Origin of the sequence: Alcanivorax nanhaiticus (assembly GCF_000756665.1) — a bacterium.
In the GTDB taxonomy this organism is placed as follows: domain Bacteria; phylum Pseudomonadota; class Gammaproteobacteria; order Pseudomonadales; family Alcanivoracaceae; genus Alcanivorax; species Alcanivorax nanhaiticus.
Map to the genome: position 1 here is coordinate 62807 of NZ_ARXV01000014.1, position 22698 is coordinate 85504.

A 22698-nucleotide genomic window follows, 5' to 3' on the forward strand; every position below is an offset into this window, starting at 1 on the left:
TGCGCGGGGGAGTTTTTCCAAGTTTCATAGGGTCTTATAGATTGATTGTAGAATCTGTGTTAAAAACTTTCCTTGGGCTGACACCGCCACAGGCCCCGCCCATCGTATTATTAGAAAGGCCAAAAATTACAACAAGTTGCGGCCAATTACGGTTCACGGTTAAAGGCAGTTTCCATGACTGACAATTTCCAAGACCTCAAGGTGATGGTTATCGACGACTCCAAAACGATTCGTCGAACCGCTGAAACCTTGTTGAAAAAAGCAGGTTGTGAAGTGATCACCGCCACCGATGGCTTCGACGCCTTGGCCAAAATCGCCGACACCAAGCCCAACATCATCTTCGTGGACATCATGATGCCGCGACTGGATGGGTATCAGACCTGCGCGCTCATCAAGAACAACAGCGCCTTCAAATCCACCCCTGTGATCATGCTGTCATCCAAGGATGGCCTGTTCGACAAGGCCAAGGGGCGCATCGTGGGTTCTGATGAATACCTGACCAAACCGTTCTCCAAGGACGAACTGCTCGGCGCTATTCGACAGCACATGACAGGTTAGGCAGCACGTCTGCTGACCGGATAGAGGAAAAGATGGCTCGAATTCTGATTGTTGATGACTCTCCCACCGAAACCTACAAGTTACGGGAGATTCTGGAAAAGCACGGCCACGAGGTACTTGAGGCCGCCAACGGTGCGGATGGCGTGGCCATGGCCCGCTCCGAACTGCCCGAATTGGTACTGATGGACGTTGTGATGCCAGGCCTGAATGGCTTCCAGGCCACCCGCCAGCTCACCAAGGGCGCCGACACCGCACATATTCCCATTGTGATCGTCACCACCAAGGACCAGGAAACCGACCGTGTCTGGGGCAAACGCCAGGGCGCCAAGGATTACCTGACCAAGCCGGTGGACGAAGATGTGCTCCTGCAAACCGTCGACCGCCTGCTGGCCGACAGCTGAATCGCAAGGAGCCATGAATGAGCGCTAGCGCCTCCGCCGCCTATATCAAGCTTGCCGAATACCACCAGCGTTGCCGGGAGCAGGCCAAAGACCTGCCCATGCAACAGGATGCGGTCAGCTACTGGAGTGGCGTGGGCTTTGTGCTGGATGGCAAGAAATACGTGGCGCCGCTGGATGAGGTTTCCGAAATCCTCTCGGTGCCGGCCTATACCCGCATTCCCGGCGCACAAAGCTGGATGAAGGGTATTGCCAACGTACGGGGCCGCCTGATGACCGTGATGGATCTCAGCGGCTTTCTGGAAAAAAGTTCACCGATTCAGGAAAAGCGCCGTCGGCTGCTGGTACTGGATCAGGACGACCTCTACACCGGCATGACCGTGGATGAGGTATTGGGGATGCAGCATTTCCCCATTGATGAATTTGTCGAATCACTGCCGGTTAGTGATCCCACCGTGACAGGTTATGTCCGCGGGGCCTATCGGCGCGACGGGGAGTACTGGTCCGTGTTCAGCCTGTCCCGGCTGGCAGAGGACCCGCGTTTCATGCAGGTAGCCCGCACCGGCTAACCACATTACGCGTACTTTGGGGTACATAAGAAGAGTGAACGCCAGGCCAGGAGCCAGACTATGAAGTTCAATCCGGGAGCATTTTTTGAAAAACTGCGGGGGGGTGCAGGCAGCGGCGGCAATTCGCTGAATATTGCACTGTACGTGGGCCTTGCCATCTTTATTGTACTGGCACTGGTCAACTTCCTGCTTTCTGCCACTACCGCGAACAAGGCCCAGGAAAACATTACCCGGGCCTCTGAGATGCGCGTTATCTCCCAGCAGATTGCCAAAAACTCCCTGGAAGCCGCGGCGGGTAACGCCGACGCCTTCGAATTGCTGGACAAGTCCCGCAAGAGCTTCCAGGAAGCCTGGGATGCCGTAAAGGGCGAAAAGATTTCCGACCCCATGGTGACCCAGCGTCTGCAAACCCTGTGGAACGAGGTTGACCAAAACACCGCCACCATTCTGAAAGGGGAAGATACGGTTCTGGATCTGCACGAAGTGGCAGACACCCTGGCCCAGACCATTCCTGCCCTGCAAGCTGAATACGAAGGCGTTGTCGAAATTCTTGTGACCACCGGGGCCGACCCGGAACAGATTGCCTTTGCGCAGCGCCAATCCTGGCTGGCCGAGCGTATCGTGCGATCCATCTCCAAGGTACTGGAAGGGGGCGACGGCGCGGTGATCGCGGCGGACTCCTTCGGCCGTGACGCCAGCCAGTTTGGTCGTGTGATGAACGGCATGATCGAAGGCGACAGCGCCATGGGTATCGACCAGGTGAACGACCCGGACGCCCTGGACTATCTGGCCGAGATTGCTGACCTGTTCGATGAATTCGTTAACCAATCTGTCGATGAAATTCTGGAAACCGCCCCGGAACTGTTCCAGGTACGTAACGCGGCCGACACCATCTTCCGTCGCTCCCAGGATCTGCTGCAGGAATCCACCAACCTGAACAACCAGTTTGAAGGCAACACCACCAGCCTGTTCCCCTCGGTATGGTTCGGTGTGGTCTGTGGCCTTATCGCCATTTTGCTGTTCGCCCTGATCATGGCCCAGCGGAACCGCCAGGAAGCCAAGAAGAAAGACGAACTGGAAAGTGAGAACCAGCGTAACCAGGCCGCGATTCTGCGTCTGCTCGACGAACTGGGCGACCTGGCTGACGGTGACCTGACCGTACAGGCAACGGTAACCGAGGACTTCACCGGTGCCATCGCTGACTCCATCAACTACTCCATTGACCAGCTGCGCAGCCTGGTACAAACCATCAACAACTCGGCGGTACAGGTGGCATCGGCCGCCCAGGAAACCCAGTCCACGGCGATGCATCTGGCCGAGGCCTCCGAGCATCAGGCCCAGGAAATTGCCGGAGCGTCTGCGGCGGTGAACGAAATGGCGGTCTCCATTGACCAGGTATCTGCCAACGCCTCCGAATCGGCGGCGGTAGCGGAACGAGCGGTAGCCATCGCCAACAAGGGCGCCGAAGTGGTACAGGCGACCATCCACGGCATGGACACCATCCGCGAACAGATTCAGGAAACCTCCAAGCGGATCAAGCGTCTGGGTGAATCCTCCCAGGAAATTGGTGACATCGTATCCCTGATTAACGACATTGCTGACCAAACCAACATTCTTGCTTTGAACGCCGCCATTCAGGCGTCCATGGCCGGTGAAGCCGGCCGGGGCTTCGCGGTGGTTGCGGATGAGGTACAGCGCCTCGCGGAACGTTCCGCCGCGGCAACCAAGCAGATTGAAACCCTGGTTAAGACGATTCAGACCGATACTAACGAAGCGGTAATCTCCATGGAGGCGACCACCGCTGAAGTAGTAAAAGGGGCCCGCCTGGCGCAGGACGCTGGTGTGGCACTGGAAGAAATTGAGAACGTATCCAAAACCCTGGCGGATCTGATCCAGAACATTTCCAACGCGGCGCGTCAGCAGGCGGCGTCTGCGGGTCACATTTCCAACACCATGAACGTGATCCAGGAAATTACGTCCCAGACCTCTGCCGGTACCACCGCCACTGCGCGGTCCATTGGTAACCTCGCCGAGATGGCTCAGGAAATGCGTAACTCCGTTGCCGGCTTCCGCCTGCCGGAGCATTCCTGATCCGGCCTGCGCCGGCTAGGGACATGAGGATATGGGTGCTGCCGTGACTGACCGATGGTCCATCAGAAGCACGCCCGCCATGGATGCGGAGCAATTCCAGCTGTGGCAGGCGTTGCTGGAAGATCGCACCGGCATGACCCTGTCCGACGCACGCAAGAGCTTCCTGGAAACCAGCTTGAGCATTCGCATGCGCGAGCTGGGCTTCGAGGACTACGAAGCCTATTACGAACACCTGATGGTGGGGACCACCGAATCCCGTGCCATGGAATGGTCCATTCTGGTGGACCGCCTGACGGTTCAGGAAACCAGCTTCTTCCGCCACCAGAGCTCTTATGCCCTGGTGGAGGAATACGTCCAGCGCTTCGTGGCGGAACAGCCCGACGGCGCCAACCTGGATGTGTGGAGCGTGGGGTGCTCCACCGGCGAGGAAGCCTATTCCCTTGCCATGCTGATCAACGAGCAACTGACTGACAATACCCGCAAGCTGTTCTACGGCATCACTGCCACGGACATCAGCCTGCCCACCCTGGCCAAGGCCCGCAAAGGGGAGTACGCCGCCCGTCGCGCCTTGCAGGTGGACCCGCTGCTGCGGGAGAAATATTTTCAGCCGGGAGAGAGCGGGCAGACAGTGATGGTCTCACCGGAGCTGAAGCAACACATCTGCTTCGCCCGCCTGAATGTGCTCGACCTGGGCAATGCGCCCATGAACAACATGGATCTGATCTTTTGCCAGAACATGTTGATCTACTTCCGCCGCTGGCGGAAACGCCAGATTGTGAATCGGCTGGCGGAACGACTGGCTCCGGGGGGCCTGATGGTACTGGGACCCGGCGAGGTGACCGACTGGCAGCACCCGGATCTGGAACGGGTGCATTTTGCCGATACGCTGGCCTTCCGCCGCTGTCGATAAAAGAACGCAACATGCTGCACGCAACACGCGGCACGCAAGAACAAGAATGCCCGGTAGCACCTGCCAGCCCTGAACAGCCCGCAGCCTGCTACATGTTACGTGTTGCGTAATTATGAAAGCCTGCCCAACGAGAAGGCAGGTGGATGTATGACAGGAGACGTCATGAGTGACCGTCACGACTATCTGGCTCTGGACTGGGTTCGCGGGGAAATCCAGGAGACCCTGAACCAGGCGCAGCAGGCACTGGAAGCGTTCGTGGAAAACCCGGACGACGCCACCCGCATGCGTTTTTGCCAGGCACACCTGCATCAGGTGTACGGCACCCTGCAGATGGTCGAATTCTATGGCGCAGCGCTGCTCGCCGAAGAAATGGAAAAGCTGGCCCAGGCGTTGCTGGAAGGCCGTGTTGGCAATGTGACCGACGGTCAGGAAACCCTGATGCGGGCACTGCTGCAACTCCCGCCCTACCTGGACCGTGTTGCCAGTAACCGTCGTGATCTGCCGGTAGTATTACTGCCGCTGCTCAACGACCTGCGAGCGGCCCGTGGCGAGTCTCTGCTGTCCGAAACATCCCTGTTCAAACCCGATCTGACCGACGCTACCGGTAGCGGCCAGATCCCCCAGGCCCTGCTTAACGATCCTCGCTTCGGTTCTCTGGCCAAGAAAATTCGCCAGATGTTCCAGATCGCCCTGCTGGGCGTGCTGCGCAATGATCGCATGGGCGAAAACCTGGGCTACATGGCCAAGGTATTCACCAAACTGGAACAAGTCACCGGGGATGCCCCGCGAGCACCGCTGTGGAGTATCAGCAACGCACTGGTGGAAGGCCTGGCCGAAGATGCCATCGTCCTCGGCACCTCCGTCAAAATGATGCTCGGCCAGGTGGACCGCTCATTGCGCGAGCTCACCGCCAAAGGCGCCGCCAGCCTCAATGAACCAGCGCCCACGGATTTGCTCAAGAATCTGCTCTATTACGTGGCCAAGGCCGATGTGGACAGCCCCCGTATCCGCGACGTAAAGGCACGCTTCCGTCTGGAAGATGCGCTGCCGTCTGACGATCTGGTCAGCGCGGAACGGGAGCGCATGACCGGCCCCGATGCGGATGCCATCAACTCGGTGGTGGTTGCCCTCTCCGAAGAGATCACTACCGTCAAGGATGCTCTGGAAACCTTCGTCCACAATGGCGAACAGGATGCCAGCCAGCTGCAACCGCAGACTGTCACCCTCAAGCAGGTTGCCGATACGGTGGCCGTGCTGGGTCTCGGCCAGCCCCGCAAGCTGGTGGAAGAGCAGCTGGGCGTGATGGAAGACATTGTCGGCGGCAAACGCCCCGCCGATCGCGACCTGCTGATGGATATCGCCGGGGCGCTGCTATACGTGGAAGCCACACTGGCCGGCCTGACAGGCAATGATCGTCACGGCGGCAGTCGTGGCAGTGAACCCACCACCATGCCCGGCCATGTGGGCCAGGCCATGGATGCGGTGCTGCGCGAGTGTCGCGCAGGCCTGGAAGAAGCCAAGGACGGGATTGTCGAATTTATCGCGTCCCAATGGGGCACAGATCACCTGGCACCGGTGCCGGAAAGGCTCAACGCCGTGCGTGGCGGTCTGGAAGTCATCCAGCTGCATCGCCCCGCCGTCATTCTGCGCCAGTGTGTGCGCTATATCGAAGAGCAGTTGCTGGAAGCCAATCAGCCCAAGCCGGACTGGCGCAGCATGGACACCCTGGCAGATGCCATTACGTCCGTAGAGTATTACCTGGAACGCCTCAGCGACGACCCTGAAACCAGCGACGACATCCTCCAGCTGGCACGCGCCAGCGTCGATGCTCTTGGCTATCCGCTGGATTCCGACAGCGACTTCGAAAGCGGTGTCGAAGTGGAACGCATCGAAATGGATACCGATGTGGCCATCGAAGACAGCACCCCGGTGGCCACACCCGCCGCAAACGAAGATGCGGTCACCGAGCTGTCTCTGGAGCCGGAAGAACCGCAACACGCCTCAACCGAGATCGACATTGACGACCTTGCTGTTGACGCTGTTGAGGGAATTGAAAGTGCCGAAGCACCAGGCAATGAAGAAAACACCGAGGACGCCAGCGACGAGCTGAGCGTCAGCGAACCCGCCCCTGCGGAAGAGCCCACCGCCACACCGACTCCAGAACCGGTCGCTGAAACCACTGCCGCAGCGGAAGACGACGATGACGATCTGATCGACGATGAAATCATCGAAATCTTTCAGGAAGAAGCCGGCGAAGTGCTGGAAGCACTGGACGAATACTTCCCGCGCTGGGCAGCCAACACCAGTGATGAAGAATCCCTGGTGGAATTCCGCCGCGCCTTCCACACCCTGAAAGGCTCTGGCCGCATGGTGGGAGCCCTGACCGTGGGCGAGCTGGCCTGGTCAGTAGAAAACATGATGAACCGGGTGATCGACAAGACCATCACCCCGACGCCGATCCTGATCGAGCTAGTGCAGACCGTTCGCAATCACATCCAGCCATTGGTCGATGCCTTCTGCACCCGACAGCCGGACCCGTTCGATCCGCAACCGCTGGCAGATGCCGCCGATACCCTGGCCGCCGGCGGCCAGATTGACAGTATCCCCAGCGTCGTTGCCGATAACGATGACAGCGCAGAAGCCAGCGAAAGCGTCGCGCCAGAAGCAGATGCTGAGCCGGAAAGCATTGAGCTGTCCGCCGATGTGGACATGCCAGAACCGTTCGCCAGCGAGGCAGACGACGAGGCACAGGGTGAAGACGACACTCTGGAGCTGAATACCCTCCCGGACAGCGGCACTGATCACGCTGGCATCGACATCAACTGGGACGATGGCGAAGACGACATCACCCTGGAAAACAGTGTCGAGTCGGAAGACAGCAGCATCGATGAAATCAGTCTGGAACTGCCAGAGGATCCGACTGCCTTCGACGACGACAGCACTCTGGAAATTACCGGTCTCAGCCTGGACGAGAACGATGCGTCCACCAGCGACAGTCTGGCCGATATTCCTGATCTATCCGGCAGCGATGACAACGGCGCTCCGGATCCGGTACTGCTGGAGATTTTCTCCAGCGAGGCCGGACGTAACCTGTTACTGGTCAACAACTGGTTGGACAGCCTGGACAGCGATCTGTCTGAGCATGACGTGGATGACGAAGTGCATCGCGCCCTGCATACCCTCAAGGGCAGTGCGCGCATGGCCGAAATTGAAGCGGTGGCCGAAGTCGCCGAACCCGCTGAAAAGCTGATCCGCGACCTGATCAGCAACAACCGTCGCGCCACCACCGAGCAGGCAGATCTGGTACGTCAGGCCTGTCAGCTCATCGACAACATTCTGGACAATCTGGATCAGGAACACTTGCCAGGTGCCGAGCCCCTGGTACTGGCACTGCAACAACAGCGTGACGGCCTTACCGGCAGCGACGCCCCGGCACCGAATACGGACCCGCATATCCTGTCGGTATTCCTGTCCGAAGGCATGGACCTGATCGTTGATGCTGAGCAACTGCTGGCCCAGTGGGCACAGCACCCACAGCAGACCGAAGAGCTGGTGCGTTTGCGCGACGAACTCAATCTGCTTGGCAGCAGCGCCTCCACCGCCGGTCTGACCGAGATCCATCAGCTGGCAGACGCTTTGGCGAACACCTACAGTGCCGTGGAATCCGGCAAACTAGCCTACAGCGACACTCTGTTTGGGCTGGTTAGTGAAGGGCAGGATGCCCTGATGAACATGATGGACTGTCTGGCTGCCGGCCAAACGGTACGTCCGGAACTGGGGCTGGTGGACTCGCTGCGCGAACTCACTGACAACGGCCCTGACGATAACGGCCCCGACGGCGGACTGCCTGCCCCGGAGGCCAACCTGGCCAGCGACGCCGATCTGATCGACAGCCAGCCAAGCGCGGTGGATCAGGGTGACTATCAGGCACACCTGGATCCGGAACTGGTCTCCCTGTTTCTGGAAGAAGCGGAAGAAATTCTGGAAACCGCCAGCAACGCACTGGACCAGTGGGAGCAGGGCGACAGCAGCAATGTAGACAGCCTGCAGCGCGACCTGCACACCCTCAAGGGCGGTGCGCGGATGGCCGGCGTGGCACCAGTGGGTGACTTGGCCCATGAGCTGGAAAACCTTTACGAGGGCTATAACGCGGGCCAGCTGGAAGCCAATAACGACCTGTTCGGCCTCCTGCACCGCTGCCACGACAGTCTTGCCGACATGATCGACGCCCTGCGAGCCAACGCCGCACCGCAGGCTGCACCGGCACTGGTCAGCGCCATTCAGGCCTACATCAAGGGCGAACCTGCCGCCAGCACCGTTGAACCCGCCGCACCGATCACCCTGGAAGCCGCCCCGGAACCCGAACCGGTTAGCCCTGCGCCCGTTGTGGTTGAGGACGCGCCTGCCGTTGAGGCTCCCCCTCAACCAGAGCGGGACCCGGAGCTAGTCGAAATCTTCCTGGAAGAAGCCGACGAGATCCTCGAATCCGCTGGCAACAGCCTGGAGCTGTGGATTGGCCAGCAGGACAACCTGATCGAACTGCAATCCCTGCAGCGTGATCTGCACACCCTCAAAGGTGGCGCGCGGATGGCCGAGGTAGCTGAACTCGGCGATTTGGGCCATGAGCTGGAAACCCTGTATGAAGGGCTCGCCCAAAGCCAGCTGACCGTCGCCCCCACGCTGTTCGATCTGCTGCACCGCTGCCACGACCGCCTTGCCGAAATGGTCGAAGCACTGCGCGCCAACCGCCCACTGCCCAATGGCGAGCAACTGATTCAGGCCATCCATGGCTATGTGGCCGACCCGGCAGGCTTTGTTCTGCCGGCCATCTCAGCTACCGCTCCCGTTGAAGCCCCCGAGGCCTCCACACCTGCACCTCAACCGGAGCCTGTGCCAGAAGCTACCAGCGAGGCAGAGCCCCCGACGCTGGGCACCGCGGATCCTGCTGACGAGAACTGGCAGCCCGATACCGACCCGGAAATTCTGGAAATCTTCCTGGAAGAGTCGGAAGAGCTATCTGAAATCATTGATGGCAACCTGAGCTCCTGGAAAGCCAATCCGGAAAGCCGTGACTTTGTCGATGACATCAAGCGTGCCCTGCACACCCTCAAGGGTGGTGCCCGTCTGGCCGGCCTGAAACAGCTGGGCGATATCAGCCACGATTTTGAAACCTACCTGCTGGATCTGGAAAAGCGCACCGGCGCTCCCAGCCAGGACGACTTCCAACCCATGCTGGACTGGCACGACCAGATCAGCAAAGGCATGGAAACCGTGGCCAAGAGTGCACGCGCCACTTTGGCCGCCAAACCGGCACCTGCCGCAGAACCAGAAGCGGTCAGCGGCGAATTGATGCCCGCTGAACCGAAACCGGAAGCGCAGCAACCGAAGAAAGATGACCGCCGCCAACGTCAGAATCAGGCCCAGCCCCAGGAAATGGTGCGGGTGGGTGCAGACGTGCTGGAAGCACTGGTTAACCTGGCCGGGGAAACCTCCATTAACCGGGGCCGGGTGGAACAGGGTCTGACCGAGTTCACTTTCAACGTAGAGGAAATGGGTAATACCATTCAGCGTCTCTACGAACAGCTGCGTCGCCTCGATTCCGAAACCGAAGCCCAGATCATGTCCAACTACCAGCAAGGGGTGGACCGCGGGGAATTCGACGAGGATTTCGATCCGCTGGAGATGGACCAGTACTCCGAGCTGCACCAGATCACCAAACAGCTTTCGGAATCGGCGTCTGACTTGCTGGATTTGAAGAACACCCTGCTGGACCGCACCAAAGACACGGAAACCCTGTTGCTGCAGCAATCACGGATCAACACCGAGCTGCAGGAAAAACTCATGCGCACCCGCATGGTGCCGTTCAGCCGGCTGGTGCCGCGTCTGCGCCGTATTGTCCGTCAGATCTCTGGCGAAGTGGGCAAGCGGGTGGACTTCGACGTGCTCAACCCGGAAGGCGAACTGGACCGTTCGCTGATGGAACGCGTGGTGGCACCACTGGAGCACATGCTGCGTAACGCTGTGGACCACGGTATCGAAACCGCCGAAGGTCGCCAAAGCGCGGGCAAGGACGGCACCGGCCGCATCAATCTGGAACTGGGCCGGGAAGGGGGCGAGGTTGTCATCATCCTCTCCGATGACGGTAAAGGTATCGACACCGACGCGGTGCGCAAGAAAGCCATCGAACGCGGCCTGATTACCGAAGACGCCCAGCTTTCCGAGCAGGACATCCAGCAGTTCATCTTCCACGCGGGTTTCTCCACCGCCGCCGCCGTGACCCAGATTTCCGGTCGGGGTGTGGGCATGGACGTGGTGGCCAGCGAGATCAAACAGATGGGCGGGTCGGTGACCATCGATTCGCACAAGGGGCAAGGTACCCGCTTCATTATCCGTCTGCCGTTCACCCTGGCCATGAACCGCGCCCTGATGGTGAAAGCCGGCGAAGACAGCTATGCCATCCCGCTGAACCAGATCGAAGGTATTGTGCGTATCAGCCCCTTCGAACTGCAGCATTACTTCAGCGAAGAAAACCCGGTTTACACCTATGTGGGCCAGGATTATGAACTCGAGTACCTGGGCAATTTCGTCCACGGTATCCGCGCACCTCATCTGGAACACCAGAATACGCCCATGCCGGTACTGCTGATTCGCAGTACCGAGCATACCGTGGCCATCGTGGTGGATGACCTGGTTGGCTCCCGCGAAGTGGTGGTGAAATCCGTTGGGCCACAGCTGGCCAGCGTGGCGGGTATCAGCGGTGCCACCATCCTCGGGGATGGTTCGGTGGTGATCATTCTTGATATCCACTCGCTGATCCGCGCAGCCCACGTTCAAGTCCCGACACTGCCAGCAGAACAGGCCGTCGACGACACCCCGGCACTACCAGAAACGCCAGCTGCTCCGAAACGCGACACCCCACTGGTCATGGTAACGGACGACTCGGTAACCGTACGGAAGGTGACCACGCGTCTGCTGGAGCGGAACGGCTTCGAAGTGGTCACCGCCAAGGATGGTATCGATGCCATCGCCAAGCTCGAGGATGTGCGCCCGGATGTGATGCTGCTGGATATCGAAATGCCGCGCATGGATGGTTTCGAAGTCGCCACCCACGTGCGTCACGACAGCCGTCTGAAGGATGTGCCTATCATCATGATCACCTCGCGGACCGGCGAAAAGCACCGCGACCGGGCGTTCGATATCGGCGTGAACTGCTACATGGGCAAACCCTTCCAGGAGAACGAACTGCTATCGACCATCCGCGAATTGCTGGGCGAGCTGCAGGAAACCTCTGAGGGATGACCGCACCAGGCCGCGTCGGTGTCATTGCCGACAGCACATTGCAGGGGCACCTGTTATCCAGCGCGGTCAAGGGGCAGGGTTATCAGGTGGTGGTCAACACCGAGCCCGGCAATCTGGAACCACACTGGTTCGAGGATGATGCTCTGGACCTGTGGGTAGTCGATCTTTCCAGTGAAGATCGCTGGCAGGATTTTCTCGACCATCTGCTGGAAAACGCCAGCGCCCCGATCCTGTTCTGTGATGGCCAGGCCCCCGCCCGAACCGATGCCCTTTACCCTCGCTGGGAACGTCGCCTGGTCACCAAACTGGTGGATTTCATCGGCAAGCCGCAGGTGCAGGAACGGCTCGACGTTATCCCGAAACGGGCCCCTTCCCTGCGAATTCCAGAGCCCAAGGAGTTTCAGGCCATCATGCCGGCTCATCGCCCCCAGCGAGTATGGGTACTGGGGGCCAGCCTTGGCGGGCCGGCGGCAGTAAAAGAGTTCCTTGATTGCCTGCCTGCCAAGTTGCCGGTGGCCTTCGTTCTGGCCCAGCACATTGATGGCAGCTTTCTGGACACCCTGTGCGGTGTGCTTAGCCGCGATAACCACATCCGCTGCAAGGTCGCCGTGGACGGCGAAACCCTGCATCACGGAGAGCTTGCCATTGCTCCGGTGGAGTACGCCATTCGCTTTCGACACGATGGCCGCATCCAGTCCACCGGGCAACCCTGGGAAGGCCCCTATGCACCGTCCATTGATCAGGTGATCCAGAATGTCAGCGAAGGCTTTGGCCAGCTGGCCAGCGGCGCTATCCTGTTTTCTGGTATGGGCAATGACGGAGCCATTGCCGCGCCGAAACTGGCCGCTGCTGGCCAACCCATTTGGGCCCAGAGCAGCGAAACCTGTGCCTGCAGCAGCCAGCCCGACTCGGTGCGCGAAACCGGATGCGTGACCTTCAGCGGTTCCCCTGAACAGCTTGCACAGCAGCTGGTAGAACAGGTAAGAAGAGAATTAAAGAACGCCGAAAGCCCGGCTATCTGATTGCGCAGTATTGCATCAGGCATCCGGGATCAGGCGTCCAGCGTCATTTGAGGTTTGATATGAGCAGTTTGCCAACGGAAATTTCCAGCCTGCTGATTCCCATGCAGGGACGCCCCTGGTTGGTGCCCAATATTGTGGTAGCCGAGGTGATCCCCTTGCGCCAGCCGGATCGCCCCGGTCATGGCCCGGAATGGTTACTGGGCTGGTTAAGCTGGCGCGACCAGAACATCCCGCTGGTCTCCTTCGAGCGCCTCAATGAATCCGGCCAGATCACCATCGGTCAGGACGCCCGTATTGCCGTGCTCAATACCATCGCTGGAAAACGTCCTTTTTATGCGGTGATCGTTCAGGGGATTCCACGACTGCTCAAGGTCGGCAAGGATGATCCAGTGGAAGAGCCGGTGGATACCGGCCCTGCAGAATCCATGTACATTCAGGTTGCTGGCGACCTGGCCGTGATTCCGGATCTGGATGCCATTGAAGGCGCGGTAGCCGGCCTGCCAACATGATCGACCGGGAACGCCTTGCTGCACTGGCAGCGCAGCAACCTGACAGCCCGAGTGTCTACCGCAACCTGTATGAGACACCTCACCATGGGCTGCGCGAATTTCTGCGGTGGCAGTGGGATAGTCGTGGACGCTTTCCCCGCCATCAGACGTTCCCTCTCCACACGCCAGATCCCCAGCAGTTAGCTCAGCCAGGTTCGCAGCCACAGCTGACCTGGATTGGACACTCCACGTTTCTGTTTCAGTACAAAGGCTGGAACCTGCTCACCGATCCGGTCTTTTCCGATCGCTGCTCGCCGTTCACCTTTGCAGGCCCCAAACGGGCAGTGGCACCAGCACTGGATATTGAGCAGTTACCACCCATCAACGCCGTGCTGGTCTCCCATAACCATTACGATCATCTCGACAAGGCCTCGGTCAAACAGCTGCAAGCCCGTTTCGGCAAGGATATTCTCTGGTTTGTTCCGCAAGGGGTAGCCAGCTGGCTGCGCAAGCTTGGGGTCGAGCGCATCATTGAGCTGGGTTGGTGGCAAAGTGAATTTCACGGCCAGGTTGAGGCGTTCTGTCTGCCCGCCCAGCACTTCAGCGGTCGTGGCCCAGGTGACCATAATCGCAGCCTGTGGTGCAGCTGGCGTCTGGAATTTCCCGACTTCTCCCTGTATTTTGCCGGCGATACTGGCTATGCCCCCCTGTTTGGTGAAATCGGTGAGATTTTTGGCCCGGTGGATCTGGCGCTGCTACCTATTGGCGCCTATGAGCCACGCTGGTTCATGTCTCCGGTACATATCGACCCGGCCGAAGCCGTTCGCATCCATCAGGACATCCAGTCACGCCAGTCGGTTGCCATGCATTGGGGCACCTTTGTACTGACGGATGAGGCCATGGATGCGCCACCCAAGGCATTGGCGCTGGCCATGGAAAGCCATTCGATTCACCCGGATCAGTTTCGCGTACCCCAACACGGCGAAACCCTGATCCTGCAGCAGGATTGATAACACCGATCATGAGTAAACAATCCCAAGGCCGCCGCATGTGGCTGATGGTTCGCCTTCTTGCCTGGCTCCCCCTCCCGCTGGTAACGGCTTTCGGTGCCTTGATCGCCACCCTGATCACCTTTGTACCGCTGCGTTATGCCAGTGCTTACCGGGTAGTGCTGATCAATCTGCTGGCCACCCATCCGGACATGAGCTTTGAGGAGGCCAAGCGTATTGGCCGGAAAAGCATGGCGGAGCTGGGGCGCACACTCACGGAATTCAGTCATGTATGGCACCGCCCGGTAGAACAAACCCTGGCGCGCGTTACCCACCTGCACGGCGAAGAAGACTTCCTGCAAGCCACCGCCAGCGACAAGCCGGTACTGCTACTGTCGCTGCATCAAGGCAGCTGGGAAATCAGCAATCTGTACCTGGGCAACAAGACCGAGGCGGGCAAAACCCTGATCATGTATCAGCCCCATCCGGCCACGCTGATGGACGCCATGGTGAAAGCGGCACGTGAACGCACCGGCTCGGTACTGATCCCCACCAACAGTCAGGGCGTCAAACAGGCTCTGGCCGCCATGAAAGCGGGGGGCACGCTAGGCATTCTGTCCGACCACAATCCGGGCAATCGCAGTAATCCCTGTGTCCCCTTCTTTGGGTACGATGTGCCCACCCCGGCACTCATCGACAAACTGGTGCAACGCTATCGCCCCCATGTTTTCATCGTTTCCTGTCATCGGGGAGAAGGCGGGGTGAAAGATATCCACGTTCATTTTGAGCCCGCACCCGCCATCGAACAGGCCAGCGACTGCACTGAAATCCTCACCGAGATGAACGCCGGCCTGCAGCGCTGCATCGACCGCAACCTGGCGCAATATCAATGGACCTACAAACGCTTCAAGTGGAGCCCCCAAGGGCGACGTAACTGGTATCGTCAATCCCAAAGATTACTGGCCGAGATTGCCGCCGGGGCCGACCGCAAGAAACTTGGCCTTCACCCCGATACTGACAAGCATCAAACACCGTAGTCCTTAATCCTGCTTTAATCTGCATCAGGGATGATGCGCCGAGGCCAGTTAAAAGGCCCTCATTAAAAAGGATGCTGTGATGAACCCAGTAGAACGTTGGCACCCGTTGCATAAGGGTCTGCACTGGCTAACCCTGGCGCTGATCATCGCCGCCTGGGCGGCGGTGGAATTGCACGAACAATTTGCCAAGGGCTCATCGTGGCGGGAATGGTGGAAGCTGATGCATTTCACCATCGGCTTCAGCGTATTGCTGACCGTAACAGTGCGGCTGTACGTACGAGCACGCCACCCCCGCCCGGCCCTGATAGCTTCTCGCTGGCAGGCGCTGGCATCAAAAGCCGTTCATGCGCTGCTCTATCTGGTCATCCTGGCCATGCCGCTGACCGGCATGGGCATGCGCCAGCTGGCCGGCAAGGACACCGAACTGTTCTGGCTGTTCGAACTGCCGCAGATCATCGCCATCAACACCGATCTGGCTAAACAGGTAGCCTGGATTCACAAGGAGTTCCTGTGGAACAGCCTGCTGGTACTGGTGGTGATCCACGTGGCCGGCGCCCTCTGGCATCACTTCATCGACAAGGATGATACCCTGCGCAGGATGCTATGACAGGCCTGACACAGCAGGATGAGAAGCGAGTGACGAGGTACGAGTTACGAAAGGCAAATCCCATGCGATCTGTTTTCGCTTTTCGTAACTCGTAACTCGTAACTCAATCAAGGTAACGCGCTCCCGGCAAGGCCTGTCACACCAAACCATTGCCCCCTACCTATCCGGGCGGCACAATGCATCGCCATTGCTGAGCAACACATCAGGCCCACATCCGGAGACATCCATGACCATCGAGAAAGGCAAGGTCGTTACCCTGCATTACCAGCTGTTCAATGCCGAAGACGGCAGCGAAATTGAAAACTCCAGTGAAACCGGCGAACCCATGGCCTATCTGCATGGCTATAACAACATCATCGCTGGGCTGGAAAACGCGCTGGAAGGCAAAAACGCCGGCGAGCAAGTGGATGTCACCGTTGCCGCCAAAGATGCCTACGGCGAGTACGACAACACACTTTTCCAGCGTATCTCCCGCAAGTACCTCAAGCACGCCGGCAAGCTGGCACCAGGCAAAGTGGTCACCGTGAGCACCGAAGAAGGTCCGCGCATGCTGACCGTACTGAAAGTCGGCCTGAAAACCGTCGACGTGGACGCCAACCACCCTCTGGCAGGCAAGGCCCTTCGCTTTGTGGTCGACATCACCGACATCCGCGACGCCAGCGACGAAGAAATTGCCCACAAACATGCGCACGGGGTCGGCGGGCACAACCATTGAGTTGAAAGTTAAAAGTTCAAAGTTGAAAAGCGCGACCGGGGAACAGGCGGTCATCGAGACCGCCGTCCCCGCGCCGCAGCCGCCAAGCCTGCGTGCGCGACTCTGGCATCTCAGCCAGCGAACGGCTCTCCCGCGTTGAAACTTGTAACTTGAATCTTGCATCTCCCCATATCCCCTCGCGGGCACTGCCGCTCAGGACAAGACACCCCCTCCCGCGCCTTTCAACTTTGAACTTTTAACTTTCAACTCGTCCCCATTTTCAGCCTTTTCCTACCTACTTAACCCATTTTTCGTGCTATCGTACCAATCCAAAAGCATGAGAAGAGGGCACTGGAATGCCGGAATACAGTTACTGGATTATTGCCGGGCTGGCACTGGTCATCGCCGAGTTCATGGTCTCCGGGCTGGTGGTCATTTTCTTCGGGGTGGCGGCTCTGGTGGTCGGTAGCCTCAAGTATCTTGGTTTGCTGGATGACACGGTCTGGGAACTCACGTTATTCGCCGTCATCAGCCTGTTATCGCTGGTATTCGTGCGCCGTTTTCTCAACGACAAGCTGATGGGCAAGGAAAGAGCCCGTACCGGCGAGGAAGACAGTGCCGGCCTGATCGGCCAGCGCGCCACCGTAGTCGCGCCTTTCACCAATGGCAGCGGCTCCGTTACCTATCGCGGTGCACGCTGGCAGGCGCAAAGCAGCCAGACACTGGAAGCCGGACAGATTGTCCGCATCACTCAACACGACGGTCTGTGGCTCACGGTCGAGCCGTGGACTGACACCTCCGACTGATTTTTTACTAAAAGGAAGCATTACCCATGGCAGGTTTAGTTATTTCCGGATTGCTCGCACTGGGCGTCGTTATCTTGTTGTTCATGGTCATCCGCATCGTGCCGCAGCGGCAGGTGTATGTGGTGGAACGACTGGGCAAATACCAGACATCCCTGGATGCCGGCATGCACTTCCTTATGCCCTTTATCGACCGGGTTGCCTACAAGCATTCCCTGAAAGAAATCGTGCGCGATGTACCGCGCCAGAGCTGTATCACCAAGGACAACATTGAAGTGTCCATCGATGGCGTTATGTACCTGCAGGTGATTGATCCCAAGGCGGCCAGCTACGGTGTCGACGACTATGTGATGGCTGCCCAACAGCTGGCCCAGACCACCCTGCGTTCCGTGATCGGTAAAATCGATCTGGACAAGACGTTTGAAGAACGTGGCGAAATCAACATGGAAGTGGTGGAAGCCGTAGACGAAGCCGCACAGCCCTGGGGCGTGAAGGTCCTGCGTTACGAAGTGGCCGACATCAACCTGCCCGTGTCCATCAAGGACGCCATGGAGAAACAGGTGCGCGCCGAGCGGGAACGTCGCGCGGTAGTCGCTGAATCCGAAGGTGAACGCCAAGCCGCCATCAACCGTTCCGAGGGTGACCGCCAGGCGGCCATCAACCGTTCGGAAGGTGAGAAGCAGGAGATGATCAACATCTCCGAAGGTGAAAAAATGAAGCAGATCAACGAAGCGGAAGGTCGCGCCAAGCAGATCGAGCTGGTCGCCCTCGCTACCGCCAAGGGTCTGCAGATGGTAGGCCGTGCCGTGCGCGAAGACGGCGGCGAAGAAGCCGTCAGCTTGCGCATCGCCGAGCAATACGTTGCCGCCTTCGAGAAAGTGGCCAAGGAGTCCACCACCATGCTGCTGCCCAATGGCCTGAGCGATATCGGCGCTGCTGTGGCCGGCCTGCAGAAAGTCCTCAAGACCGTGGAAAAAACCCCGGGCTGAGTCAGAGGAGTAAGTTGAAAGTTCAAAGTTGAAAAGCGCGGACGGGGATCAGGCGACAATTGAAACCGCCTTCCCCGCGCCGCAACCACCCAGCCCACGTACGCGGCGCCGGAATTTCAGCCAGAGAGACACCACCCCGCGTTGAACCTTGCAACTTGAAACTTGCTTCTCCCAACATCACTTCGCGGGCACAGAAGCCCATACCAACACCCCGTCCCGCGCTTTTAAACTTTCAACTCACCCCAAAGCTTGCAATCCACCCCTCACACCCCCATATCCTGATGCTCCCTTTCCCCAAAGACTCTGGAGCCTCCATGTCCCGCCATTTTGAAAGGGCCGAAGGCCTGTTCGAACACCCTGACGACGTTACCCACGAATACCTGTTCAACCAGACCATGTTGCGCATCAAGGAACCCAAGCGAAGTCTGGATTTTTATACCCGGGTGCTGGGTATGCGACTGGTGCGCAAGATCGATTTCCCGGAGATGCAATTCAGCCTGTATTTTCTCGGCTATCTGAGCGAGGAGGACGCGGGCGAGGTGCCAGCAGATGATGCCAAGCGCCTGACTTACACTTTCGGGCGCGAAGCCATGCTGGAGCTGACCCATAACTGGGGCACCGAAAACGATGCGGATTTTGCCTACCACGATGGCAATGCCCAGCCCCAGGGCTTTGGCCATATCGGTATCACCGTGCCGGATGTCTATGCGGCTGCCGAACGCTTTGAAACGCTGGGCGTAGAATTTGTTAAACGTCCCGACGACGGCAAGATGAAAGGGCTAGCGTTTATCAAAGACCCCGACGGTTACTGGATCGAAATTCTGCAAGCCGACATGCTGGAGAAACAGCAAGGAAAGAACTGAATCGTTGCAGTTTTTTGACAACGAAAAATATTTTTTGCCACGCTGACAGCTTATCCCTAAGGTGAGATTTTGGCTTTCCAGAATATCTCACCGAGGGAAAAACCCGTGGCTAGCACTTCCTTACTGACCCCACAACAACGCAAGGCCTGTCAGACCCAAAGCAACCAGCCCGCCCCCAACGGCCTCCGTGCCAAAGCCCTTCTCGCACTGGATAAGGGTAGCACGCAACAGCAAGCAGCCGACGAATCCGGGCTGTCACTGGGCCAGGTTCGCTATTGCCTGCGACGCTTTCGCAGCGTAGCGCTGGCGCTGTTCGACACTCCCACTACCGCCGGCAACAAACCCGCCGTCAAGACCGTTTCCCCTTCGCTTGATGAGGGCGTGAAGCAAGCAACGACCAAAGACAGTAAAAGTTCGAAAGATATCAAAGCAGAAAAGAAAGGAAAGGGAAAAGGCGGGAAGCTGAAACCAATCAAACCCAAATCTGAAAAGAACAATAAAAAGACTAAAAAGAAAAACAAAAAGTCTGACAAATCTGCAGAAAAAAAAGACAAGAAGAGCAGCGCTAAAAAAAGCAAAAAGAAGAACAAGAAGAAGTAGATTTATGCCTGATACTAATCATTCAGATAGCGGAGCAGAAATGCCAGCAAAGCATCTCTGCTTTTTATCCCCTTATTGCCACTAAGGGTGACGAATGCGAGGTCAGCCTCCACTCCTTGCCCCAGGCGCCCGTGCTACACTGCGGCTTTGATTATCGGCCACATCGGGGGATACCTTGCTGACACGTTTACCTCCCTGGGTGGAAGTCGGGGCTTTCCTGCTCGCCTTTCTCGCCGGCAGCGTCAACGCCGTGGGCCTGCTGGGGTTCAGCCATCAGTCGGTGTCGCACCTCACCGGCACTTCCTCGTTGCTGGGCCTGGCGCTGGCAGATCTGGATCTGTCAGTGGCGCTGCATCTACTGCTCACCCTACTCAGCTTCCTTGCCGGTGCCGCCCTCAGCGGCATGCTGATCACCAGCACCGCCCTGAAGCTGGGGCGACACTATGGTTTTTCCCTGTTGATCGAAGCCGGGCTGTTGACCCTGGCCATGCTCTCCCTTCAGCAGGGCAGCGATCTTGGCGTCTATCTGGCGTCCATGGCCTGCGGGCTACAGAACGCCATGGTGACCACTTACAGCGGCTCCATCATACGCACCACCCACCTGTCGGGGGTCTTCACTGACCTGGGCATCATGCTGGGCAACTGGCTGCGTGGTATTGCGCTGGATTCACGCCGGTTGCTGCTGTTCCTGTTACTGATTGGAGGCTTTATCTGTGGCGGGGTAGTGGGCACGGTGCTGTTCCGATGGCTGCACTTTGTGGCCCTGATGGTACCGGCAACACTGGCGGCCAGCCTGGCGGTGGTCTACTGGGGCTACAGCCGTGGCCGTAGCTGACGCGACTTAATCACAACGGGCACGTAACAGGCCTGCGCCAAACTCGGCATCCTTGCCCGGTTCGCCGAGATCCTCGGCATTAGCCATGAGCGCCTCGGCGGGGTTGCGGGTCAGCGCTGCCGCCACGAAAGGCACCGCAAAGGAAGTGCCGGTCATATAGCCATATTGCCCATCCGCCTTTGCCGTCCAGATTTCGACTCCCGGTGCGGCGATGTCCACCGCGTCGCCACGGTTGGCCTTGCGATAGAGGCGCTTGCGCGCATCCAACGCCGTCACCGCCACCACTTCGGGCTGGGCCGCCGGCCACTGCGGCGTTGATCGCTTGCCGTCGTTGCCCACCGCTGCGGCGAAGCGCATGCCGCGCTGATGCAGCTGGCGCAGCACCACTTCCAGCACCTGGTTACGTGGCCCGCCAAGGCTCATGGCCACCACCGGCACCGGCACCCCGGCCAACCAGTCGAGCGCTTCCAGTAGCAGGGCACTGTCGGTCTCCGCTCCACCCGCACCCTGACGGAACACACTGGCCGCATACAGGGTGGCCCCGGGCAACAGGCCCGTCACATTGTTGCTGCCGTTACCAACCAGCAAGGCGGCACTGGCAGTACCATGGTCCTGTGAGGCTTGCGCCACCCCGGCCGGGAGAAAACCCCGCTGCTCAAGGGCCGCTCCCTGCAGGGCCGGATGGGCGGCATCGACCGCGGAATCCAGCTGTCCGAGCACCGCACCCTGGCCGCAGCCCGGACTCACCTGCCAGCCGATTTGCTGCTGGCCATAGGTGACACCCTTGCCCTGCAACCGGTAACGATGGTTTTCATCGGCCAGCAATTCCGGCACCTGTGCCTTCAGCGCACTGAGCTGGCTATCCAGTTCGCGGCTGTCGCTGGCCACAAACACACTCATCACCCAGCCCAGGTTGTCCAGGGTGCGACGCTGACGCAGCCGCCAGCGATAACCGGCGGCCCGCGCCGCCACGGTTTTCGCTGCGTCCATATTGGTGGTCACCAGTACCAGTTCGGTTTCGCTGGCGCGGGACAGTGACGGAGGCAGCGGTTGCTGTGGAATGGCCAGCGGCTGCCCGCGCACCGGCGCCAGCGGCTGAGCCGTTGCCGGCGCCACCGGGCGGGAAGTGGTACCGCCGCTGGCGGGTGCCCCCCGTGTCGGCGAAGCCGTGGGGGTAGTGGATGTAGTCGATGTGGTGGATGTAGTAGATGTAGAAGGAAACGGGGTCGCCGTTGCCGGGTCGCTCGTTGCTGTGGCGCTACCCGTGGGGGCCGTGCCGGTTGTCGGCTCGCGGGTGGAATCCGCCGCCAGCACCCGGGCAGGGAAGCACAGCCCGAGCATCAACGGCAACAACAGCACCGCGAGGCGGGCCCTCACTGCGCCGACTCCACCATGGCCTGCTCCACCACATCCCCGGCCGCCTGCAGGGTCTCTGCCGCCGCCTGCACGGAGGCGTCATCGGGCACGCTGACCCGATACAGACCCAGGGCACTCGGGCCCTCCACGATCTGCCCCTCAATCCGCTCCAACACCTCGCGGATCTGGATTTCCGTGGCCGTCTCGGCAAAGCGAACCTGGATCCGTGGGCTCTGCACGGTTTCCCCCAGCGGACGGTAGACCGTATCCGGCTGCCACTGCACCGCAATGACCCCGAACTGGGCCACCACCACCAGCACGGCCGCCGCCAGTGCCCCGCGCCACCAGCCCGGTGCGCTCGTCGCAGTCGGTTTCTCTTCCTGGCGCACGGCTTTCATCAGCCGTGCCATACCCATCTCGTTCACCGCCGGCAGCGGGTCGTTCTGCATCTGCTCGCGCAAGGTAGCCAGCCAGTGCACTTCTTCCCGGCATTGTTCACACCCGGCAAGGTGAGTCTGGATTGCCTCGCGCTCGCTGGCGTGCAGGGTGCCATTCACAAAGGCTGGCAGATCGTCATCAGGATGTTTCAT

19 protein-coding genes are annotated in these 22698 nt (G+C 59.3%); 17 read left to right on the forward strand and 2 right to left on the reverse strand.

Annotated elements, in window-relative coordinates; all coding sequences use genetic code 11:
• Window positions 1-174 precede the first annotated feature (174 nt).
• The 17 genes from pilG to Y5S_RS15125 all read left to right on the forward strand — a co-directional run bounded on the left by pilG (window position 175) and on the right by Y5S_RS15125 (window position 20752).
• The gene (gene pilG, locus Y5S_RS15045) at window positions 175-558 is read left to right on the forward strand and encodes a twitching motility response regulator PilG (protein WP_035234119.1); all 384 of its coding nucleotides are present in this window, start codon (window positions 175-177) and stop codon (window positions 556-558) included.
• Window positions 559-590: 32 nt separating this feature from the next.
• On the forward strand, window positions 591-959 hold the full coding sequence (gene pilH, locus Y5S_RS15050; RefSeq protein ID WP_035234122.1) for a twitching motility response regulator PilH: 369 nt from the start codon (window positions 591-593) through the stop codon (window positions 957-959).
• Window positions 960-976: 17 nt separating this feature from the next.
• Entirely contained in the window at window positions 977-1525 is a 549-nt protein-coding gene (locus tag Y5S_RS15055) for a chemotaxis protein CheW (protein ID WP_035234123.1), read from the forward strand.
• A gap of 60 nt (window positions 1526-1585) precedes the next feature.
• Window positions 1586-3616 carry a methyl-accepting chemotaxis protein gene (locus Y5S_RS15060; RefSeq protein WP_035234124.1) on the forward strand — a complete coding sequence of 677 codons (2031 nt, stop codon included), beginning with the start codon at window positions 1586-1588 and terminating at the stop codon, window positions 3614-3616.
• Window positions 3617-3647: 31 nt separating this feature from the next.
• Window positions 3648-4526, forward strand: coding sequence for a CheR family methyltransferase (locus tag Y5S_RS15065; RefSeq protein ID WP_035234125.1), 879 nt, complete (start codon window positions 3648-3650; stop codon window positions 4524-4526).
• Window positions 4527-4688: 162 nt separating this feature from the next.
• Entirely contained in the window at window positions 4689-11825 is a 7137-nt protein-coding gene (locus Y5S_RS15070; RefSeq protein ID WP_035234127.1) for an Hpt domain-containing protein, read from the forward strand.
• Entirely contained in the window at window positions 11822-12847 is a 1026-nt protein-coding gene (locus Y5S_RS15075; protein ID WP_035234129.1) for a chemotaxis protein CheB, read from the forward strand. Before Y5S_RS15070 ends, Y5S_RS15075 begins: the two co-directional genes overlap by 4 nt.
• A 59-nt stretch (window positions 12848-12906) precedes the next feature.
• Window positions 12907-13356: a chemotaxis protein CheW gene (locus Y5S_RS15080; protein WP_035234130.1), complete on the forward strand. Its 450-nt coding sequence runs from the start codon at window positions 12907-12909 to the stop codon at window positions 13354-13356.
• Window positions 13353-14345 (forward strand): MBL fold metallo-hydrolase, encoded by a 993-nt coding sequence (locus tag Y5S_RS15085; RefSeq protein ID WP_035234133.1) that lies wholly within the window; start codon window positions 13353-13355, stop codon window positions 14343-14345. The genes Y5S_RS15080 and Y5S_RS15085 overlap by 4 nt, the downstream gene beginning before the upstream one ends.
• A gap of 11 nt (window positions 14346-14356) precedes the next feature.
• Window positions 14357-15361, forward strand: coding sequence for a lysophospholipid acyltransferase family protein (locus Y5S_RS15090; RefSeq protein ID WP_035234135.1), 1005 nt, complete (start codon window positions 14357-14359; stop codon window positions 15359-15361).
• 79 nt (window positions 15362-15440) lie between these two features.
• Entirely contained in the window at window positions 15441-15968 is a 528-nt protein-coding gene (locus Y5S_RS15095; protein WP_035234136.1) for a cytochrome b, read from the forward strand.
• Between the two features lie 226 nt (window positions 15969-16194).
• Window positions 16195-16683, forward strand: a complete 489-nt coding sequence (locus Y5S_RS15100; protein ID WP_035234137.1) for an FKBP-type peptidyl-prolyl cis-trans isomerase — start codon at window positions 16195-16197, stop codon at window positions 16681-16683.
• Window positions 16684-17018: 335 nt separating this feature from the next.
• Window positions 17019-17468, forward strand: a complete 450-nt coding sequence (locus tag Y5S_RS15105) for an NfeD family protein (protein ID WP_035234140.1) — start codon at window positions 17019-17021, stop codon at window positions 17466-17468.
• Between the two features lie 26 nt (window positions 17469-17494).
• Complete coding sequence (locus Y5S_RS15110; protein ID WP_035234142.1) at window positions 17495-18454, forward strand: SPFH domain-containing protein; 960 nt, start codon at window positions 17495-17497, stop codon at window positions 18452-18454.
• A 314-nt stretch (window positions 18455-18768) separates the two neighbouring features.
• On the forward strand, window positions 18769-19317 hold the full coding sequence (gloA, locus tag Y5S_RS15115; protein ID WP_035234144.1) for a lactoylglutathione lyase: 549 nt from the start codon (window positions 18769-18771) through the stop codon (window positions 19315-19317).
• 105 nt (window positions 19318-19422) lie between these two features.
• Window positions 19423-19917, forward strand: coding sequence for a helix-turn-helix domain-containing protein (locus Y5S_RS15120; RefSeq protein WP_035234145.1), 495 nt, complete (start codon window positions 19423-19425; stop codon window positions 19915-19917).
• Window positions 19918-20092: 175 nt separating this feature from the next.
• Entirely contained in the window at window positions 20093-20752 is a 660-nt protein-coding gene (locus Y5S_RS15125) for a YoaK family protein (protein WP_035234146.1), read from the forward strand.
• Window positions 20753-20758: 6 nt separating this feature from the next.
• Here the strand turns inward: Y5S_RS15125 and Y5S_RS19230 are convergent, their stop codons facing one another.
• Entirely contained in the window at window positions 20759-22129 is a 1371-nt protein-coding gene (locus tag Y5S_RS19230) for a S8 family serine peptidase (protein WP_081939793.1), read from the reverse strand.
• Window positions 22126-22698, reverse strand: coding sequence for an anti-sigma factor family protein (locus Y5S_RS19235; protein ID WP_052041641.1), 573 nt, complete (start codon window positions 22696-22698; stop codon window positions 22126-22128). The genes Y5S_RS19230 and Y5S_RS19235 overlap by 4 nt, the downstream gene beginning before the upstream one ends.

What these genes read in the sequence shown, in the direction of transcription:
- gloA (WP_035234144.1), top strand. Translation starts at nt 18,769, where the DNA reads ATGTCCCGCCATTTTGAAAGGGCCGAAGGCCTGTTCGAACACCCTGAC.
- Y5S_RS15105 (WP_035234140.1), top strand. Translation starts at nt 17,019, where the DNA reads ATGCCGGAATACAGTTACTGGATTATTGCCGGGCTGGCACTGGTCATC.
- Y5S_RS15055 (WP_035234123.1), top strand. Translation starts at nt 977, where the DNA reads ATGAGCGCTAGCGCCTCCGCCGCCTATATCAAGCTTGCCGAATACCAC.
- pilH (WP_035234122.1), top strand. Translation starts at nt 591, where the DNA reads ATGGCTCGAATTCTGATTGTTGATGACTCTCCCACCGAAACCTACAAG.
- pilG (WP_035234119.1), top strand. Translation starts at nt 175, where the DNA reads ATGACTGACAATTTCCAAGACCTCAAGGTGATGGTTATCGACGACTCC.
- Y5S_RS19235 (WP_052041641.1), bottom strand. Translation starts at nt 22,698, where the DNA reads ATGAAACATCCTGATGACGATCTGCCAGCCTTTGTGAATGGCACCCTG.
- Y5S_RS15090 (WP_035234135.1), top strand. Translation starts at nt 14,357, where the DNA reads ATGAGTAAACAATCCCAAGGCCGCCGCATGTGGCTGATGGTTCGCCTT.
- Y5S_RS15085 (WP_035234133.1), top strand. Translation starts at nt 13,353, where the DNA reads ATGATCGACCGGGAACGCCTTGCTGCACTGGCAGCGCAGCAACCTGAC.
- Y5S_RS15080 (WP_035234130.1), top strand. Translation starts at nt 12,907, where the DNA reads ATGAGCAGTTTGCCAACGGAAATTTCCAGCCTGCTGATTCCCATGCAG.
- Y5S_RS15100 (WP_035234137.1), top strand. Translation starts at nt 16,195, where the DNA reads ATGACCATCGAGAAAGGCAAGGTCGTTACCCTGCATTACCAGCTGTTC.
- Y5S_RS15060 (WP_035234124.1), top strand. Translation starts at nt 1,586, where the DNA reads ATGAAGTTCAATCCGGGAGCATTTTTTGAAAAACTGCGGGGGGGTGCA.
- Y5S_RS15075 (WP_035234129.1), top strand. Translation starts at nt 11,822, where the DNA reads ATGACCGCACCAGGCCGCGTCGGTGTCATTGCCGACAGCACATTGCAG.
- Y5S_RS15095 (WP_035234136.1), top strand. Translation starts at nt 15,441, where the DNA reads ATGAACCCAGTAGAACGTTGGCACCCGTTGCATAAGGGTCTGCACTGG.
- Y5S_RS15110 (WP_035234142.1), top strand. Translation starts at nt 17,495, where the DNA reads ATGGCAGGTTTAGTTATTTCCGGATTGCTCGCACTGGGCGTCGTTATC.
- Y5S_RS15065 (WP_035234125.1), top strand. Translation starts at nt 3,648, where the DNA reads ATGGGTGCTGCCGTGACTGACCGATGGTCCATCAGAAGCACGCCCGCC.
- Y5S_RS15070 (WP_035234127.1), top strand. Translation starts at nt 4,689, where the DNA reads ATGAGTGACCGTCACGACTATCTGGCTCTGGACTGGGTTCGCGGGGAA.